This is a genomic window from Bacillus sp. RC242 (assembly GCF_044908245.1).
Taxonomy (GTDB): Bacteria; Bacillota; Bacilli; order Bacillales; family Bacillaceae_G; genus Bacillus_A; species Bacillus_A mycoides.
Genome location: NZ_JBIYCZ010000013.1, coordinates 44,527 through 61,814, shown reverse-complemented (window position 1 = coordinate 61,814; position 17,288 = coordinate 44,527). Strand labels below are relative to the sequence as shown.

The following is a 17,288-nucleotide window of genomic DNA, read 5'->3' as shown; positions in this document are numbered from 1 at the left end:
GTTTCTTTACTTCAAATTTACTCTAGCTTAATCCTCTTTTTGTATGATGAATAGTGAAGACAAAGACATGAAAGAGGGATGACAATGCGAATTATATCACTGACACGTTTTTGGTTTGTTCTTATGGTATGCATAATTTTATGTATAGGGTTTCTTTTAACTCTAAACTATTCAAATGTTTCAAAAGCAGAAAGAAAAACCATTCCATACGAACTTCTGTATACAAAACAAAACAACATCCCGTATTCCTCTTCCACACAAAATGAAAAAAAAGTTATAAAAGGAATGCTTATTACAGAAGCTTCTAGTTATGAAAACCTACTTCAAATCGCTGAAACGATTAAAGATCAATATAAAAATAAAGACGTTGATGAAATAACACTCTCTATCCATAATGAAAATACTGGAAGTTTCGAAGAGGAATTGCCATATGAACCTATTAGTAAAGGAATAATAACCGTCACGTATGATTCTCAATCCTTCGGTAGGACCAATGTTACGCTAAATAAACTGAAGCTTTAATCCGTGGCGCTTTTCCCATCCCCACGGATTATTAAGTTAAACCCATCAAATTTTTATAGGCAGCTCGATTCTCACCTAACTTCTTTTCTGTTGCCACATTTTGAACCGAGATAAAACCGCTCATTTCTCATAAAAAAGAGGCGAACTCGCTATTCGCCTCTTTTTTTACCAAAATGGAATCCACTCTTTCACTTTATCTATCCATTCATTTTGCTGTTCTTTTCTTTGTTGTTCCTCTTCTTTTCGTTTTTTCTCTTCTTCTTTCCTTCGTTTTTCTTCCTCAATCGTTTTTAATTGTTTTGTATAATCCGCCTCAGGTATTAGTGATAACTGAAATGCCTTTTGAGTTGGATTTCCATTCGCTTTCTTCATAATATCCCGGAACATTGTCGTTGTAATTTGGCTGCCTCCTGGCACATAATGCTCACTATCCGTTTTATCATACCCTACCCAAATCGCACCTACTAAATCCGGTGTGTATCCAACAAACCACGAATCCTTCGCACCAGTGCTTGGTCCATTTACAAGCTGGGTAGTCCCTGTCTTGCCTGCGGTATCCATATTATTAACTTTCGCTTTTTCACCTGTTCCCCTTTCAATAACACCTTTTAATAAGTATGTCATCTTTTGGGCAACTTTCTCGTTCGTCACACGAGTTTCTTTCTTATACCATTTTCCAATTGTTTCCCCTTCAGCATTTTGGATTTCTCTAATGGCATGAGCTTCTACTTGGACACCATCATTTGCAAGTGCGCTATACGCTTGAGCCATTACAAATGGTGAAGTCCCTACATGCATACCTCCTAAAGCAATCGGATACGTATGGTCTTCAGGCTCTAATGGAATACCAAACCGCTCTAAAGATTTCAATCCTTTATCTAATCCAATTTTCTCTAATAGCCAAACTGCTGAAACATTATATGACTTTGCCACCGCTTCATACATCGTCACATTACCATGGAACGTATGATCACTATTTTGTGGTGCATATTCTTTAATATTAAACGGTTCATCTTTTAAGACATCGTATACTTCATATCCTTGTTCTAACGCTGGTACATACACTGCAAGAGGCTTTAACGTTGAACCTGGCTGTCTTTTTAATTGTGTTGCATGATTAAACTGCAAAAATTGATAAGGACCTCTGCCTCCAACTAAAGCCGGAACACCGCCAGTTTTTGGATTCATAAGGACCACTCCAGTTTGCATAAGCTGATCTGAGCCACTATCTTTAAAATAACTATCATTATTCACAACATCTTCAACCGCTTGTTGTTTTTTCGAGTCAAGTTCCGTATAAATACGATAGCCACCTGCTAAAATTTCATTTTGTGTTAATTCATACTTGTCCATCGCTTCTCTAACAATATAATCTACGTATTGAGAATATTTCCCCTTATATTTATCGTCAACACCACGTCGTAATACAAGACCTGATTCTTTCTCCTGATTATAATGTTCTTCAGAAATATATCCTTGCTCCTTCATTAAACCTAATACGACATTACGTCTTTCAATTGATTTATTAAAGTTTTTATACGGCGAATACGCAGATGGCGCTTTAATTAATCCTGCAATCGTTGCGGCTTCTGAAATCGTTAAGTCTTTTACTTCTTTATCAAAATAAGATTTAGCTGCTCTTTTTATCCCCCAAGCACCTTCACCAAAATAAATTTGATTCATATACATTTCAACAATTTCATCTTTCGTATAAGTACGTTCTATTTTTTTCGTTAGAAAGTATTCCTTTATTTTACGCGAGAATGTACGGTCTTGCGTTAAAAATACATTTTTCGCAAGTTGCTGTGTAATTGTACTACCACCTGCCACAACTTCACCGGCTGTAATGTTCTTAAATACAGCACTTATAATTCCACTATAGTAAATACCATGATGACTAAAAAATTCCTTATCTTCTACTGCAACAATTGCTTGAACCATAATATCAGGAATATCTTTCCTTTTGACCCCTTCTGTTTTAGAAGAAGCTAATTTAGTCGCAACTTCATTATTTGCATCATAAATTAAAGTCGGTTGTGGAACAGCTTGTTTTAATTCAGATATATCTTGAATGGAAATTATTATATTTACAACAATAAATAGAGTAGCAAGTAAACTTCCCAATACAATTAATGAATTGCGTAGTTTCTTCCTCTTATTGAACCACTCAAGCGTTTTTTTAAAGTGAGTGTTCTTCAATTTCATTGGTTCACTTCCTTCATTTGTTTACACTCTTCTTTTTAAAAGGAAGAATATACCTCCTTTTAAATTTATTATAATAACGTAGTCGTTCCTATAGTGTAAAGCTTTTCTTTCACATTCATACTTTTTGCAAGAAAAGGACATTCTACAAGTAAGATATTCATCGTTGAGTATTAATATTATTAATACAACAATGAGAGTTATGTTAAGTTTTTGTAAACTTTTCGATAAAATGTTTTAAAAAACGACAGTTTTTTGTTAGAATTGATTAGCCAATATATTTTACATATATTACTTTTGTGGGGGTAACAATAATGGTCTTTAAATCAAAAAAAGATAAATTTTCTGAAATGCTTATGAACGTTTCCGAAAATTTAAAAGAAGGCGCGCAGTTTTTCGTGGAGTATAAAATTAAAAATGCTAGCGATTTAAAAGAGTTTTCTATGCGCATGAAAGAGTATGAGTCAAAAGGTGACTCATTCATTCACGAAATCATTATGGAGCTAAACAAAGCGTTTATTACTCCTATTGAACGTGAAGACATCCTACAACTTGCAATGAGTATGGATGATGTATTAGACGGATTAGATCACAGTGCTGGTCTATTCGAAATGTATTCTATTACAGAAGCTGATGAATACATGATTAAATTCGTTGAAGCAATTAATCAATGTGCGATTGAGATTGCAAATTCTGTTGAACTACTTTCTAAAAAGAAATTAGTCGATATTCGTACAAATGCGATCAAGATTAAGGATTACGAGTCACAATGTGATGATATTCGCCGTCATGCGATTAAGCACTTATTCTCTCGTGAGAAAGATCCGATTAAGATTATTCAATTTAAAGAGATTTACGAAGAGCTTGAAGAAGTAGCTGATAGCTGTCAAAGCGTTGCAAACGTATTAGAAACAATCATTATGAAGAACGCGTAAGGAGTTTGATCATGGATACACTCTTGATACTGACCGTTTTAGTAGTCATTTGCGCTTTAGCTTTTGACTTTATCAATGGATTTCACGATACAGCAAACGCTATTGCAACGGCTGTTTCAACGAAAGCTCTAAAGCCTAGACATGCAATTGTTATGGCAGCTATTATGAACTTTTTAGGTGCGATGACATTTACAGGTGTAGCAAAAACGATTACAAAAGATATTGTTGACCCGTTTGCTTTGCAAAATGGTTCTCTTGTAATTTTAGCTGCTTTGCTTGCGGCAATAGTCTGGAATTTGATCACTTGGTACTATGGCATTCCAAGTAGTTCTTCGCATGCAATCATTGGCGCAATCGCTGGTGCAGCAATTGCTGCTGCTGGTATTAGCGCATTAAACTATAAAGGGTTTATAAAAATTCTTGAAGCTTTAATCATTTCACCGATCATCGCTTTTGTTATTGGTTACATCGTATATAGTATTTTTAAAGTGGTATTTAAAAACTTTAACTTAACGAAAACGAACAAGAACTTCCGTATATTCCAGATTTTCACCGCTGCATTGCAAGCTTATACGCACGGTACGAATGATGCACAAAAAGCAATGGGAATCATTACGATGGCTCTTATGGCCAATAACTATCATACTTCTGGCGATATCCCTTTCTGGGTACAATTATCTTGTGCAATCGCAATGGGTCTTGGTACTTCTGTCGGTGGTTGGAAAATTATTAAAACTGTCGGTGGACAAATTATGAAAATTCGTCCTGTAAATGGTGTAGCTGCCGATTTATCATCATCACTTGTTATTTTCGGCGCAACATTTATTCACTTACCGGTTAGTACGACGCACGTTATCTCTTCTTCTATTTTAGGAGTTGGTGCTTCACATCGCGTGAAAGGTGTAAAATGGGGAACTGCAAAACGCATGTTAATTACATGGGTTATTACACTTCCTATTTCAGCTTCTTTAGCTGCATTATTTTACTACTTATTACACTTAATCTTTTAATCAAAAGTCGTCTTCCTTATTTTTCTAGGAAGACGACTTTTTTGTGAACAAGCCTATTTCTTATTAAAAAGCGTGTATAATGATTGATGGATAAGTTATATAGAGGAGTTGGCAATTTTGGAATACATCATGTTACTTTTCATCGGATTAATCGCCGGGACAGTCGGGAGCCTAGTCGGACTTGGAGGCGGAATTATTATCGTTCCGTTATTAATTGGATTACACAGTTTATCACCACAACTCGCAGTAGGAACTTCTATGGTAACAGTCGTTTTTACAGGGCTGGCTTCTACCCTTACTTATATGAAACATAAACGGGTAGATTATAAAAGTGGACTTATTTTATTTATCGGGAGTGGCCCTGGTGGTATTATCGGATCATGGGCAAACAAATTTTTAAACCAAGATACATTTTCTTTATACTTTGGGATTTTTCTTATATTCGTCTCCATTCTTCTTATACTACGAGACAAATTGAAACCTCTTCCCCTATCAAATATGACTGTAATTAAGCGATCTTTTACAGATAACGAAGGAAATACTGTAGACTATCAATTTCCACCATTTCTCGCTATCTTTATTGCCTTTATAGTTGGATTTATATCCGGATTATTTGGAATCGGTGGTGGTGCCTTACTTGTGCCAGCGATGATGCTCCTTTTTGCGTTCCCAGCACACATTGCTGTAGCAACTTCAATGTTTATCGTATTTCTCTCAGCAATTGTAAGTTCTTTAACTCACATCTCTCTAGGGAATGTCAGCTGGGCTTATGCATTAATTCTTATTCCTGGTGCATGGATTGGCGGAAAAATCGGGGCTTATATTAACACAAAATTAAGCGGTAATGCAGTAATTAATTTATTACGTATCACATTAATTATTCTTGGAACTAGATTAATCATTACTTCATTTTTATAACGCGTTCTTTCTAGAATGCGTTTTTTCTTATACACATGAATATAAAAAGGCTCCTAGGAGAACAAATAAAACTAAACAAACACTTAATAGCATAAAATTTGAAATATGTAATTTCTTCAAGTTGATCACTCCTATAGCTATGACTGTTATCTTTATGATAGCGAAAAAACAGTTATCTTACAGTTACAAAGCGCTAACAATGCAAAATCATTTATTACAAATTTTATCCTTATATTTCATTTCTTTGTATAATCTATCGATTCAATAAAAAAAGATGTCATATTGACATCTTTTTAGTGAAGAAGTGACCACCCCATAAAGTCTTCATGTACTTGGCACGCCCTCTTATCGTTTCGATCATATAATTCAGCATAACTATCTGTTTCTTCATCATAAGCCATCGTATAAATAATTTGGCCGTCTATTTCAACGGATAAAACGACTCCACCTTTCATCTCTTCTACATGAATGATAGCATTCGCCGGAATTCTCATATCCGTCATCTTCATCGCATCTAACAATATACTAAACCCCCTACAGCGTATTCATTGCTAGTACTATTACACACTAAATAGTATACTACTGTAATAGCATACATTTCGTCAATGAAATTGCTGTTTAAAAAGCATATTGTCTTTATACATTTACGCTAAAATATAAGAAATAGAAATGTTTTAATGGGGGGCTAACATTGATTCTACATAAGGGAGATGTATTATTCCGTCAAGGTGAGGACGGTCCATTATATTTTATAAAAACAGGTTTATTAAAAGTTATTCGGTTAGAAGAAGACGGAACACCATTTTTATTTAATATTATCGTTCCTGGTGAAACGATACCTCACCATTCTTTAATTTCACCGAAGGAATATCACGGTACAGCTATCGCTTTAATGAAAACAGAAGTTGAGCCTATAATTAGCCATGAATGGTACGACAAACTTCAGGCAAATCCTGCATCATATGAAAATATCGCTATACAATTACAATCGAAGTTAAGAATGATGCAACAGCGTATCGATCAATTGACAACTGTCTCTCCTAAAGAACGCCTTCATCGTTTACAAGAGTGGTTCACCTTTTATTTAGGTGACATCCCTATTTATGAAATATTAACACAAACTGAAATTGGGCAGCTCATAGGTGTACGCCGCGAAACAGTAAATCGCTTACTTAGAGAACAAGCAAAAAACGAGGTAAAATAATACCTCGTTTTTTGCTTGGCAACGTTAACCTATTGTAAGCTTGCTGCGGGACCGAAAAATTCATAATGAATGTTCTCTTGTTTAACACCCAAATCAATTAATGCAGTATTTATATGTTTCATAAATGGTACTGGACCGCAGAAATAAAATTCTGCTTCAGTCGTTGGAATAATAGTTTGTAACCATTCACGTTCAATGAATCCTTCTTGATCAAAATTCTTCATTTCCACATCTTGCTCTGTCGGTGAAGAATAGCAAGTATATGCTTTAACTTGTTCATACTCTTTTTCTACTGTCTCAACATGCTCTTTCATCGCATGTGTATTACTATTTATCGCCGCATGAACAAAGCATACATTACGCTTTGATTCTTGTTCAATTAACGTATTTAACATACTCATCATCGGTGTAATACCTACTCCACCACTAATTAGTACAACAGGTAATGTTGACTCCATATTTAATACGAAATCTCCCGCTGGTGCACTTACTGGTAAGACATCTCCTTCCCCTACATGATCATGTAAGTAATTAGATACTTTACCATCTGGTGTATCTACACCTTTTTCTTTCTTTACACTAATACGATAATATTCTTTTCCAGGAGCATCAGATAAGCTATATTGACGATTATGCGTATATGTTTCACCTTCAATATTTATTTGAATCGTTACATATTGTCCTGGGATGAATGAAGAAACTTTCCCGCCATCTTCAGGTTTTAAATAAAATGATGTAATAACATCGCTTTCCTTCACTTTTTTAACAATCACAAAGTTGCGGAAATCTTTCCATCCACCTTCTTTATGTGCAGCTTCTTCATACATACCCGCTTCAATGCTAATGAATGCATCAGCAATGACGCCATACGCTTCTCCCCATGCATTTAAAACTTCATCAGGTGCGCCTGCGACCTCTTTAATCGCTCGTAGTAAGCATGTACCTACTATTGGATAATGCTCTGCTTTAATACCTAAACTTCTATGCTTATGACCGATTTGTTTTACAACTGGAATAATAGCTTCTAAATTATCAATGTACATTGCAGCTGCATATACAGCATTTGCTAACGCTTGTTGTTGTCTTCCCTTTTTCTGATTCGTATGGTTAAAAATATTCAATAACTCCGGATGTTCCGAAAATAAAATTTGATAAAATCTCGTTGTAATTTCAACGCCTTTTTCTTGTAATAACGGTACTGTTGACTTTACGATTTCAATTGTTTTTGCACTTAACATTGTATCCCACTCCTCTATTTCCTTAACTGTTTTTAGTTTAACTGAATTGTATAATACATATTGTGATTTTAATCACTATTAACATGGTGTTTTTGTGAAAAATATATGAACAAAAACATATTAAATAAATTTTAACTAGTGGCGTGCTCCCATACGCTACTAATTATTAGCCCTCATTAATTGGGCTCAAAAAAAGGCTAACTAGAATTCTAGCTAGCCTACTACTTCGTTTGTATCGCTTGTTCAATTACTTGTATATTCTGCCCATCTCCAAACTCGGTATACCCCCATACATTCGTCTCACCTTTATATTTATTTACAAGTATATCCAAGTCATGATATACGCGATGAGCATAGACTACATACTCAATATTCTGAAGCCCCACACCTTTTTTTACAATTTCATAACTTCTATTCACATCGCGTTTTATTTTTTCATTTTTTATTTCTTTATGTGTATTTTTTAAAGAAGGTTCTTGCTCTTGAAACCATTGTTTAAAATGTTTCCAATCCCCATCTGTATATTTCTCTGCCTTACCATAGTTCAAGAAATTATTATAACTTTCATGTGTCGTACGAACAAATTCGAGTGTCTTCTTCTTCTCTTGCACATCTTCTATTTGTGCTACTGTATTTACTCCAGCAGACTTATTCGCATAATACAATAGTACTTTCATAAGACTATAGCTCGCTATTGCCATTACAGTAATAGCTACCAATACACTTAACAATTTCTTCATATACAGAACTCCTTTTCTACTATGAATATTACAATGTACTGTTACACTTGTAACATTCTCTCGCAGAAATGTAATTCCTGTTTAAATCCTCCTTTTCATTTCGACACTATTTTTCTACAAACTTCTCCTTGGTAAATGCTCTTGTAAAACAACATAACCTTCATAAGCTGTATAACCGAGTATAGCCATTAATCCGATATAACAAGCAAATACTGTCCATTTCGTTTTCGTATCGACTTTATAATAATTTTCTTGTTGTTCCTTTTCTGTTTCCCATTCATTTAATTTTCTTTCTGACATTTCAAATGCTTCTCTTATATGAATTGTATGCATTTCTTTTTCATCTTCATATGGGACATAATCAAGTGGCTCAAATTTTGGTAAAAGGTACTCTAGCACTTCAATCTTTTGAAGTTCTCCTGTTTTTAATTCTTTTTCACGTTCTCTTTGTCTTAATACATTCATTTCATGGTGAATCATATAAATCGTTCGATGCACCGCATCAGTTTCTTTTAATTCCTCTTCAAGCCTAGTAACATATTCTTTTATTCCATCGATTTTATATCCTAATTCCTTAATCGGCTCATCTCTCTTTATTACTCTATATAGTTCCATACAGCCGATAATAAAAATAAATCCTCCTAAAATACTCTTGAAGTAAATAGAATAGCCGAGTAGTAAAACTAGCCCTGCCCCCCAAATTTTCGTGCTTACAACTGAAATTATTCGTCCACCATCTAATGGAGAAACTGGAATTAAGTTAAAGAAATTAATCATACTTCCAAGTAAAATAATAAGCGCCCAAAACGGCTCTTTCGTGATTATATACAGTGGGATCGCGGGTAAAAATGAAAGCAATCCGAAAAGAGGTCCCATATATGCAATGTAAGCTTCATCTTTTGCATTTTTCGGCATCTCTTTCATCCCAATAAGAGCTCCCATAAATGGTATGAAGATTGCTGGCGATGTTGGTATCCCTTTCTTTCTCGCTGCCCATAAATGCCCCATCTCATGTACAAACAATAAATATACGAGTGCTACCCCAAACTTCCAACCATATATGACTGCGTATGCACCAAGCGATAAAAACATACTAAATACTGTTGAAAATTTTGCTAACTTAAAAATTGCAAATACCCATTTTAACTTAGATAGTAAAAATAACCCTATTGCAACTATAACTCCCCATAATCCTTTTTTATTATTTTTCATATTCCTCTCCTTTATCTCGCTTTATTGAGCCATATACACTCATCAAAACTTATTCTTTTTCTCTATTATGACATATTTTTTTCTATTGTTAGAAATAATGTTTATTCCATCCATTTTTAGCCAAAAATAAAAATAAAAGGAGGTAAATACAAATGAAATTACAATCTCTTATGATAGGCGCTCTATCGTTTTTAGCTTCAACTCTTATTTTTTATACCGTCAGCTACGTATTATTATTAGATTGGTTGCCAAATCACTTATTTATAGCCCTTATTATTCTTTCCGCTCTTATGATTTCCTTTCTAATTACACGAAAATCAATGAATGAGCCATCTGCAAAAGCAAAATAATAGAGGGGATCTTTCCCCTCTATTATCATTTCCTAGGAAAGGCCATATAGACTTTATGATTCTTACTGCCCGCTATTTACGGGCAGTAAGAATCCCACCTCAAAATTCGGCTGGAGCAAACAATTTAGGTAGGAGTCGTGCTAATAATCAGCGGGGGATGCCCCCACTGATTAAAATTTCACTTTATCTTTGTAAATTCATTTTTTCACCATACTCTTTAACAATTTGAATAATGTTTTGAAATGCTCCTACTTTTTCTTTCTTACTATTTAATATTTGTAAATCGTGATTATCATAATAGGTTTCTAGTGATTTTAATTGTGATTCTGAAGCATCTTTTATCGGAACAGTAACATTCAACTCATACTGTTTATACCCTTCCTTTACTTTTTCAGCTGAAATTATTTCACTCTCTTTTGCGCCAATTAATTTTTGAACCTTTTCCGGGAAAATTAATTGCAAATAATATTCTTGTTCCTTCGCTAAATTATTATATAGTGATTGTGAAATCGTATAACGTACTGTATAATTCATTTTTTGATCACCCGCTTTAATATGAAACGCAGTAATCTGCAAATCTTTTTTCGTTATTTCCGTTAAAGGCCCTACCTGCATCTCATCTTCTTTTTGTTCTGGAATCTTTGGAAATATAGCCAAAAGTTTTTCCGTATCTTTTTCGTTCAGCATATACATAGCTTTTTTATATTGCACCCATCCCCGTCGATCTTCTCCTCTTAACCATGCATAATACGTTTCTATTTTCCCCTCTCTACTAATTTGTATTTCATATTCTGGTTTACCAAAGCTACCTGTTACTTCTTGTTTTTCTGCTTTGCTTATAATATCCACCACTAACTCCGCATCCATTTTCTTTAATTTTTTTTCTTCTGTACCTTTTTGTATAACAGTTATTTGTAATGGTTCTTTCACTTCATTCACTGTCTCCTCTACTTGTTTCGATTCTTTCTTTTGCTCTGCTTGACCACACGACGCGAGTAAAATAACACATAAAACCATTAAATATTTCCCTTTCAAATCGATTCTCCTTTTCCAATAAGAAATTCTTATAATCCTCATACATAAAACAAAAACGCTACATTATATAGAATGAGCTATACTATACAATGAAGGGAGGATTTTACAATGTCCATTAATTTTCATGATGCAAATAATAAGTATACGTATGCAAGTCGTAACGCACATATTTCATGGCGGGAAACAATAAACAATATTGTAGATGTGCAAAATAAACAAGTAATTGATATAGGTTGTGGTGGCGGCATTTACACGAAAGAACTTGCTCTTATGGGAGCCAAAAGTGTTGTTGGGCTTGATTTTTCAAAAGAAATATTACAAGCTGCAAAAGAAAATTGTAACGGCTTCCCAAACATTTCATTCATTCACGGTGATGCACATAATATCTCATTCCCTAATGAAACATTCGACCTTGTCATTTCTCGTGCAGTCATTCATCATTTGCATGATATTCCCACATTTATACGAGAGGCTTCTCGCATATTAAAAAAAGACGGTATACTTATTTTACAAGACCGAACTATTGAAGATTGTACAATTCCAGGAAGTCCTGAACACCTTCGTGGATATTTTTTCTCTGTCTTTCCAAAACTCATTGAAACAGAAGCGAAAAGAAGACCAAAAACCACTACTATTCAGCAAGAATTACAACAATATTCTCTTCAAGCGTTCCCCATACAAACACAATGGGAAGTACGAAAAGTACATGATTCTGTAGAGGCTTTGCTACAAGATTTATCTCCTCGAACAGGCCGATCCATTCTATATGAACTAACAGATAATGAACTTTCTCAACTTCTACATCATATCCAAACGGCATTACAAAACGTCTCTCCTATCATCGAAAGAGATCGTTGGACAATTTGGAGCGCGAAAAAATTGTAAGGAAGGAAGCCTCACAAAGTAATGTGAGGCTTCCTTCTTTCATAATCTAATTTTGCAACACTCTTGATATCCTCCACTCCTGGCCTGTGCACTTCCACACTTCGGACATACTAAATATCTAGACTGATTTGTCAACAAACTACCTTTTTGAAAGAGTAAAACTTCTGCTTGTTTAAACGAACGCGAATAATATAACCACATAAAACCAATTATAGCAATAATGCCAAATAATACTCCCATCGCAAGCATTTCAGTCACCTCTTTTGGTTTGTTCTTTCCAGCAAGTGGATTGTTGTATTATTCTCTGCAAATTCAAACAATTCCTTCCTTACTCCTATAAATATCGATTTTCTCCATAATCTTTACAATTCTCTATAATGTTTTACAGCATTTTTACAAATAGTATTAACCCTTATATTCTCAGCTATATTTCTACAGGAAAGTGTATTTCCCAAAAAATATGTTGACTTTCTAAAAAAAACGTGTGAAAATACTGTCAGAATACTTGAATTAAAATTCATTGACGAGAACGAGTACGTTATAGGACTGTTCCCCAGAGAGTTGGCGATTTGCTGAAAGCCAACGTTCAGTGCTTAACCGAAAATCATCTCCGAGAAGTAGAACCGAATGCTAGAGTAAGTTCTTACCGGATGTCCCCCGTTACAAGGAACACGTATCATGTTGTACGTTGCAAAGCCGTATACATATAGATTTATTTCTACATGTATAAATTAGGGTGGTATCGCGGGTAAATATAACTCGTCCCTTTCTTTAGGGACGAGTTTTTTGTGTTCTTACAATGAATTTACAAAAAAGGAGGAAAAACAATGAACACTGTATCAAAAAAACATGTTTTTTTCACAGGCCTTATGCTATTTTCTTTATTTTTTGGGGCAGGAAATTTAATTTTCCCTCCAATGCTTGGACAAAATGCTGGTGAAAACTTTTGGCCAGCAATGATTGGTTTTTTACTAACAGGAGTCGGCTTACCACTACTTACTGTTATCGCTATTTCTCTATCAGGAAATGGAATGCAACAACTTGCAAGTCATATCCACCCATTATTCGGAATATTCTTTACGGTAGTTGTATACATTGCAATCGGTCCATCTATGGGCATCCCACGTGTTGCTAATGTCGCTTATGAAATGGGGGTTAGTTCTTTCTTACCAGAAACTATTCGCTCTAGCAGCCTAGTGCTATTTTTATACACAGTCATCTTCTTTTCTATCGTATTTTGGCTTAGTTTAAACCCTTCTAAGCTCGTCGATCGTATCGGAAGTGTATTAACACCTATTTTATTACTCTCTATTTTTTTATTATTCGTTAAGAGTGTATTTACACCCCTCGGGCAATCTGGACCAGCCATGCAAGAGTATCAAACTTCTCCAATTTTCAAAGGTTTTATGGAAGGATACTTAACGATGGATACCATTTCAGCACTTGCATTTGGGATTATCGTTGTAAATGCAATTCGCTCAAAAGGTGTGAGTGATCGTAAATCAATTGCCATCGCTACAGCAAAAGCAGGACTTATTGCCGCTACTGGTCTCGTACTTGTATATGGTGCACTTGGCTGGCTCGGTACAACTAGTGTCTCTCTCGGATACGCAAAAAATGGAGGACAGCTACTTACCGTTATCGTACAACAATTATTCGGTCCATATGGTCTAATTCTGTTATCTCTTATCGTTACACTTGCTTGCTTAACAACATGCGTTGGACTTGTATCTGCGTGCAGTCAATACTTCTCAACATTATTGACAAAATTTTCATACAAAATGTTAGCAAGTGTCATTTGCTTGTTAGGATTATTAGTTGCCAACTTAGGTTTAACAAAAATTATCGCCATCTCTGTTCCTATTTTACTTGTTGTATATCCAGTTGCAATTGTACTCGTGTTATTATCATTACTTCATAAATATTTCGGTGGCTATCGATCTGTTTATGTATGTGCTTTAATCGGAACAGCAGTTGTTAGCGTTTTTGACGGATTAAAACAAGGGAATATTCCTGTTTCATTTATCACATCTTATTTTGAGTTTATTCCATTATATAATGAAGGAATTGGCTGGTTAGTACCAGCGTTAGTTGGGGCTATTATCGGTTTTGCTATCGCAAAATTAAGTGGTGCAAAAACAGTACCATTAACGGAGCATTCACCTGAATCGAAAGTATCATAAAAAAACTCCCATTTCGGGAGTTTTTTACATTTGATAAGAAGTATGATTAAAGCTACTTACTTTATAAGCTTTCGTATAGTAATCAATATTCGTATCCACTGTTTCTACTTTTACAACATCATAGCAATCTTCTTGCTTCACTAGAAATAAATAATATTCTTCTGTTGCCTCAATAATTGCAATACGATCTGTTTCAATATCATATTGTTCACAAAGTGCTTGCAACGCATTCACATAGTTACCTAATTTTTTCGTTTCATCCATTCCAAATATCGTTTGAACTAACATACACTCTCTCCCCTTTGTATGTACTGTTAACATCTTAATGATAACGCTTACATAAATAACCGTCAATAAAAAGCTTTGACCATATATAGTCAAAGCTTCCTTCTTATTTCGTCAATTGGTGTCTAAACGCATAAATAACCGCCTGTGTCCGGTCACTTACATTTAGCTTATTTAATATATTACTCACATGTGTCTTTACTGTTTTAAGGGCAATAAACAACTCATCTGCAATCTCTTGATTACTTTTCCCCTCTGCAATTAATAACAAAATTTCAGACTCTCTTTCTGTTAACTCCTCATGCAAAGGTTGTTCTTTCTTCTGACGCATACGAGACATCATTTTGCCAGTAACTTTCGGCTCTAATACCGTTTCCCCATCATAAGTAGCTCTTACAGCATCTGCAATATCACTCGCTCTTGATGTTTTTAATAAATAACTTGTCGCCCCCGCCTCAATAACAGGATATAACTTTTCATCATCTAAAAAGCTCGTGACAACTACAATTTTCGCTTCTGGCCATTCTTGAATAATAGCACGTGTCGCTTCAACCCCATCCATCTCATCCATAACAAGGTCCATTAAAATAATATCCGGTCTTAATTGCAAAGCTAACTCTGAACCTTTTCTTCCATTTTCAGCTTCTCCAACTACTTCAATATCTGGCTGCGTTGATAAATATGCTGATACACCCATTCGAACCATTTCATGATCATCAACTAGTAATACTTTTATCATGATTCTCCCCCTCTCTCAATCATAATAGGTACTTTCACTTCTATTTGCGTACCTTTATTCGGAAAACTAAGAACTTTTAATGTACCACCAATTTCATGAACTCGCTCTTGCATTGACCTTAAACCGTATGAACCAGCCTTATTAACACCGACTTTAAACCCAACACCGTCATCAATAATTTTCAAAATCGCATATTGATCAATTTTCCGAAGGCGTACTTCGGTTTTCTTTGCCTTCGCATGCCGTAAAGTATTAGACAGCGCCTCTTGTACAATACGGAATAAATGATCCTCTACACCTTTTTTTAATTGAATCGGTTCAATTAACCATTCAATTTTCATATGTTGCTTTCTAGACAGTTCTGTTAATAATTCTTCTATACCCTCTGTTAGTTTCTTACCTTCTAACTGCACTGGGCGTAAATGAAGGAGCAATGCTCTCATTTCTGATTGTGCATTTACAACCATATTCTCAACAAGCTGCAACTGTTTTTTCGTCGTGTCTGGAATTTCAGCTGCTTGCTCATTAATGGCTGACATCATCATCGACATTGCAAAAAGCTGCTGACTTACAGAATCGTGCAGCTCTCTCGCTAATCGATGCCTTTCTTGAGAAATCGCTTCTTGTCTCATCTCTTCATTCCAATGGGCTCGTTCATTCGTTACTTTTTGAAATAGCCCAGCTTGCTCCTCTAAGCGACGAGCAAGACCAATTACTTTTCGTTCCACTTCATGAAATTCATCGTCCGCAGTAAATGAAACATCACTCGGAAAATTCCCTCGCTCTACTTCAAATAGAAAAGTATTTAATCCTTGTATACGCTGTTCTATATAATAACCGATTGCATATCCTACAATTCCTCCGATAAGAAGACTCGTACTCATAATAAACAAGCCAATTGGAACAGAAGCAATGGATTCTTTCCAGAGTAAATCATAAACTTGTTGCTCGCTTTTCCATACATATACAATTGTACAAATAAGTGCGATACTCACAGAGGACAACATAGAATAACGAATATACATCCACGAAATATTCCTTTGTTTTTTCATTATACTTTCCTCACTTCCGTATCGCCTACGACAAGCGAAGAAATAATTTTAATACGACGAGGGGCTTCTTTATACTGTTCTGTTCTAAACGTAACATTACGGTTAAATCCAGTTTCTTCGTGTCCTGGCAGGAGGACTCGCCCAACAATAACAGAATGATTTAAAGACAATTCAATATCATATGGTACATATAAGCGAATATTACCAATGACGCCCCGAATCACAATAACCGTTTCTCCCTCTGGAATCATAGCAGTTGTTAAATCAATCTCGACGTCACAAGCACCATATTGGACGTTAATATCCTCTATTTCATAAATATGATCCATCATTCGTACATTACCTACAAACATATTTTTTATATACGGTTCTGTACGATATATTTGTTTTTCTTCATTTATATATCCCTTTTCTTTAATTTCAACTTTCATTGCTGTTTGCCGATGTCCTTGTTGAATAAGTTGATAACCAATTAAAGCTAAACAAGCAAACACAACAAGTACGAATGCCGCTGATGAAAATAAGAAGAATAAGAAGACAATACCACCGACAAATAAAAATACATTCCCTCTTACATAACGGTTCTTCTTTCGATAATGTCTTCCAAACATAATCATAATAAATGCAAATATTAGACCACCTGGTTCAAAATGTCCAAGTATCATATCAAGAAAAAGACCGAATCCAAATATGATGAGGAGCATCCCCATAAATTGTGTTTTTGAAAATTGCTTCTTCATTTCAGCTCCCCCCTCCTTGTCACATATACATAGAAGAA

General features: G+C 35.0%; 19 protein-coding genes and 1 other annotated feature. Of the genes, 8 read left to right on the top strand and 11 right to left on the bottom strand.

The window, feature by feature from the left end; translation table 11 throughout:
* The first annotated feature begins 84 nt into the window (after positions 1-84).
* Complete coding sequence (locus ABH957_RS21715; RefSeq protein ID WP_113937030.1) at positions 85-522, top strand: hypothetical protein; 438 nt, start codon at positions 85-87, stop codon at positions 520-522.
* A gap of 165 nt (positions 523-687) precedes the next feature.
* Here ABH957_RS21715 and ABH957_RS21710 read toward each other — a convergent pair whose 3' ends face one another.
* Positions 688-2,727 (bottom strand): transglycosylase domain-containing protein, encoded by a 2,040-nt coding sequence (locus ABH957_RS21710; RefSeq protein WP_404512194.1) that lies wholly within the window; start codon positions 2,725-2,727, stop codon positions 688-690.
* Positions 2,728-3,038: 311 nt separating this feature from the next.
* Here ABH957_RS21710 and ABH957_RS21705 point away from each other — a divergent pair, with 311 nt between their 5' ends.
* From ABH957_RS21705 to ABH957_RS21695, 3 genes are all read left to right on the top strand, one after another.
* Complete coding sequence (locus tag ABH957_RS21705; protein ID WP_000231445.1) at positions 3,039-3,659, top strand: DUF47 domain-containing protein; 621 nt, start codon at positions 3,039-3,041, stop codon at positions 3,657-3,659.
* 11 nt (positions 3,660-3,670) lie between these two features.
* Positions 3,671-4,669: an inorganic phosphate transporter gene (locus ABH957_RS21700; RefSeq protein WP_002030715.1), complete on the top strand. Its 999-nt coding sequence runs from the start codon at positions 3,671-3,673 to the stop codon at positions 4,667-4,669.
* 117 nt (positions 4,670-4,786) lie between these two features.
* Complete coding sequence (locus tag ABH957_RS21695) at positions 4,787-5,587, top strand: sulfite exporter TauE/SafE family protein (protein WP_404512192.1); 801 nt, start codon at positions 4,787-4,789, stop codon at positions 5,585-5,587.
* Between the two features lie 293 nt (positions 5,588-5,880).
* On the opposite strand, the gene ABH957_RS21690 is transcribed toward ABH957_RS21695, so the two are convergent.
* Positions 5,881-6,108 (bottom strand): hypothetical protein, encoded by a 228-nt coding sequence (locus ABH957_RS21690; protein ID WP_000883004.1) that lies wholly within the window; start codon positions 6,106-6,108, stop codon positions 5,881-5,883.
* 170 nt (positions 6,109-6,278) lie between these two features.
* Here ABH957_RS21690 and ABH957_RS21685 point away from each other — a divergent pair, with 170 nt between their 5' ends.
* Complete coding sequence (locus ABH957_RS21685) at positions 6,279-6,791, top strand: Crp/Fnr family transcriptional regulator (protein WP_404447509.1); 513 nt, start codon at positions 6,279-6,281, stop codon at positions 6,789-6,791.
* Between the two features lie 29 nt (positions 6,792-6,820).
* On the opposite strand, the gene hmpA is transcribed toward ABH957_RS21685, so the two are convergent.
* The 3 genes from hmpA to ABH957_RS21670 all read right to left on the bottom strand — a co-directional run bounded on the left by hmpA (position 6,821) and on the right by ABH957_RS21670 (position 9,981).
* A complete protein-coding gene (hmpA, locus tag ABH957_RS21680) occupies positions 6,821-8,029 on the bottom strand; it encodes an NO-inducible flavohemoprotein (protein ID WP_404447513.1) in 1,209 nt (402 codons plus the stop codon).
* Positions 8,030-8,250: 221 nt separating this feature from the next.
* Positions 8,251-8,769: a hypothetical protein gene (locus ABH957_RS21675; RefSeq protein WP_404447516.1), complete on the bottom strand. Its 519-nt coding sequence runs from the start codon at positions 8,767-8,769 to the stop codon at positions 8,251-8,253.
* 114 nt (positions 8,770-8,883) lie between these two features.
* Entirely contained in the window at positions 8,884-9,981 is a 1,098-nt protein-coding gene (locus tag ABH957_RS21670; RefSeq protein ID WP_404447519.1) for a site-2 protease family protein, read from the bottom strand.
* Positions 9,982-10,133: 152 nt separating this feature from the next.
* Between ABH957_RS21670 and ABH957_RS21665 the strand changes: the two genes are divergently transcribed.
* Positions 10,134-10,331: a hypothetical protein gene (locus ABH957_RS21665; RefSeq protein ID WP_000776287.1), complete on the top strand. Its 198-nt coding sequence runs from the start codon at positions 10,134-10,136 to the stop codon at positions 10,329-10,331.
* A 183-nt stretch (positions 10,332-10,514) separates the two neighbouring features.
* Here the strand turns inward: ABH957_RS21665 and ABH957_RS21660 are convergent, their stop codons facing one another.
* On the bottom strand, positions 10,515-11,366 hold the full coding sequence (locus tag ABH957_RS21660; protein ID WP_404512190.1) for a YhfM domain-containing protein: 852 nt from the start codon (positions 11,364-11,366) through the stop codon (positions 10,515-10,517).
* 108 nt (positions 11,367-11,474) lie between these two features.
* Between ABH957_RS21660 and ABH957_RS21655 the strand changes: the two genes are divergently transcribed.
* Positions 11,475-12,251, top strand: a complete 777-nt coding sequence (locus ABH957_RS21655) for a class I SAM-dependent methyltransferase (protein ID WP_404447522.1) — start codon at positions 11,475-11,477, stop codon at positions 12,249-12,251.
* 39 nt (positions 12,252-12,290) lie between these two features.
* Here ABH957_RS21655 and ABH957_RS21650 read toward each other — a convergent pair whose 3' ends face one another.
* Entirely contained in the window at positions 12,291-12,500 is a 210-nt protein-coding gene (locus ABH957_RS21650) for a hypothetical protein (protein ID WP_000880630.1), read from the bottom strand.
* Between the two features lie 262 nt (positions 12,501-12,762).
* Positions 12,763-13,021, top strand: a binding site (T-box leader).
* A gap of 57 nt (positions 13,022-13,078) precedes the next feature.
* Here ABH957_RS21650 and brnQ3 point away from each other — a divergent pair.
* Entirely contained in the window at positions 13,079-14,434 is a 1,356-nt protein-coding gene (gene brnQ3 / locus ABH957_RS21645; protein WP_404447527.1) for a branched-chain amino acid transport system II carrier protein BrnQ3, read from the top strand.
* A 24-nt stretch (positions 14,435-14,458) separates the two neighbouring features.
* On the opposite strand, the gene ABH957_RS21640 is transcribed toward brnQ3, so the two are convergent.
* Genes ABH957_RS21640 through liaF form a run of 4 tightly spaced genes read right to left on the bottom strand, consistent with a single transcriptional unit; the run spans position 14,459 to position 17,250 of the window.
* Positions 14,459-14,815, bottom strand: a complete 357-nt coding sequence (locus ABH957_RS21640) for a DUF3992 domain-containing protein (RefSeq protein WP_404447530.1) — start codon at positions 14,813-14,815, stop codon at positions 14,459-14,461.
* A 10-nt stretch (positions 14,816-14,825) separates the two neighbouring features.
* The gene (locus ABH957_RS21635) at positions 14,826-15,458 is read right to left on the bottom strand and encodes a response regulator (RefSeq protein WP_000598709.1); all 633 of its coding nucleotides are present in this window, start codon (positions 15,456-15,458) and stop codon (positions 14,826-14,828) included.
* Positions 15,455-16,510 carry a sensor histidine kinase gene (locus ABH957_RS21630; protein ID WP_002011673.1) on the bottom strand — a complete coding sequence of 352 codons (1,056 nt, stop codon included), beginning with the start codon at positions 16,508-16,510 and terminating at the stop codon, positions 15,455-15,457. Before ABH957_RS21630 ends, ABH957_RS21635 begins: the two co-directional genes overlap by 4 nt.
* Positions 16,510-17,250: a cell wall-active antibiotics response protein LiaF gene (gene liaF / locus ABH957_RS21625; protein ID WP_404512188.1), complete on the bottom strand. Its 741-nt coding sequence runs from the start codon at positions 17,248-17,250 to the stop codon at positions 16,510-16,512. Before liaF ends, ABH957_RS21630 begins: the two co-directional genes overlap by 1 nt.
* Positions 17,251-17,288 lie beyond the last annotated feature (38 nt).

Coding starts and splice junctions, on each gene's coding strand:
- ABH957_RS21715 (WP_113937030.1), top strand. CDS start 85: ATGCGAATTATATCACTGACACGTTTTTGGTTTGTTCTTATGGTATGC.
- ABH957_RS21710 (WP_404512194.1), bottom strand. CDS start 2,727: ATGAAATTGAAGAACACTCACTTTAAAAAAACGCTTGAGTGGTTCAAT.
- ABH957_RS21705 (WP_000231445.1), top strand. CDS start 3,039: ATGGTCTTTAAATCAAAAAAAGATAAATTTTCTGAAATGCTTATGAAC.
- ABH957_RS21700 (WP_002030715.1), top strand. CDS start 3,671: ATGGATACACTCTTGATACTGACCGTTTTAGTAGTCATTTGCGCTTTA.
- hmpA (WP_404447513.1), bottom strand. CDS start 8,029: ATGTTAAGTGCAAAAACAATTGAAATCGTAAAGTCAACAGTACCGTTA.
- ABH957_RS21675 (WP_404447516.1), bottom strand. CDS start 8,769: ATGAAGAAATTGTTAAGTGTATTGGTAGCTATTACTGTAATGGCAATA.
- ABH957_RS21670 (WP_404447519.1), bottom strand. CDS start 9,981: ATGAAAAATAATAAAAAAGGATTATGGGGAGTTATAGTTGCAATAGGG.
- ABH957_RS21665 (WP_000776287.1), top strand. CDS start 10,134: ATGAAATTACAATCTCTTATGATAGGCGCTCTATCGTTTTTAGCTTCA.
- ABH957_RS21655 (WP_404447522.1), top strand. CDS start 11,475: ATGTCCATTAATTTTCATGATGCAAATAATAAGTATACGTATGCAAGT.
- ABH957_RS21650 (WP_000880630.1), bottom strand. CDS start 12,500: ATGCTTGCGATGGGAGTATTATTTGGCATTATTGCTATAATTGGTTTT.
- brnQ3 (WP_404447527.1), top strand. CDS start 13,079: ATGAACACTGTATCAAAAAAACATGTTTTTTTCACAGGCCTTATGCTA.
- ABH957_RS21635 (WP_000598709.1), bottom strand. CDS start 15,458: ATGATAAAAGTATTACTAGTTGATGATCATGAAATGGTTCGAATGGGT.
- ABH957_RS21630 (WP_002011673.1), bottom strand. CDS start 16,510: ATGAAAAAACAAAGGAATATTTCGTGGATGTATATTCGTTATTCTATG.
- liaF (WP_404512188.1), bottom strand. CDS start 17,250: ATGAAGAAGCAATTTTCAAAAACACAATTTATGGGGATGCTCCTCATC.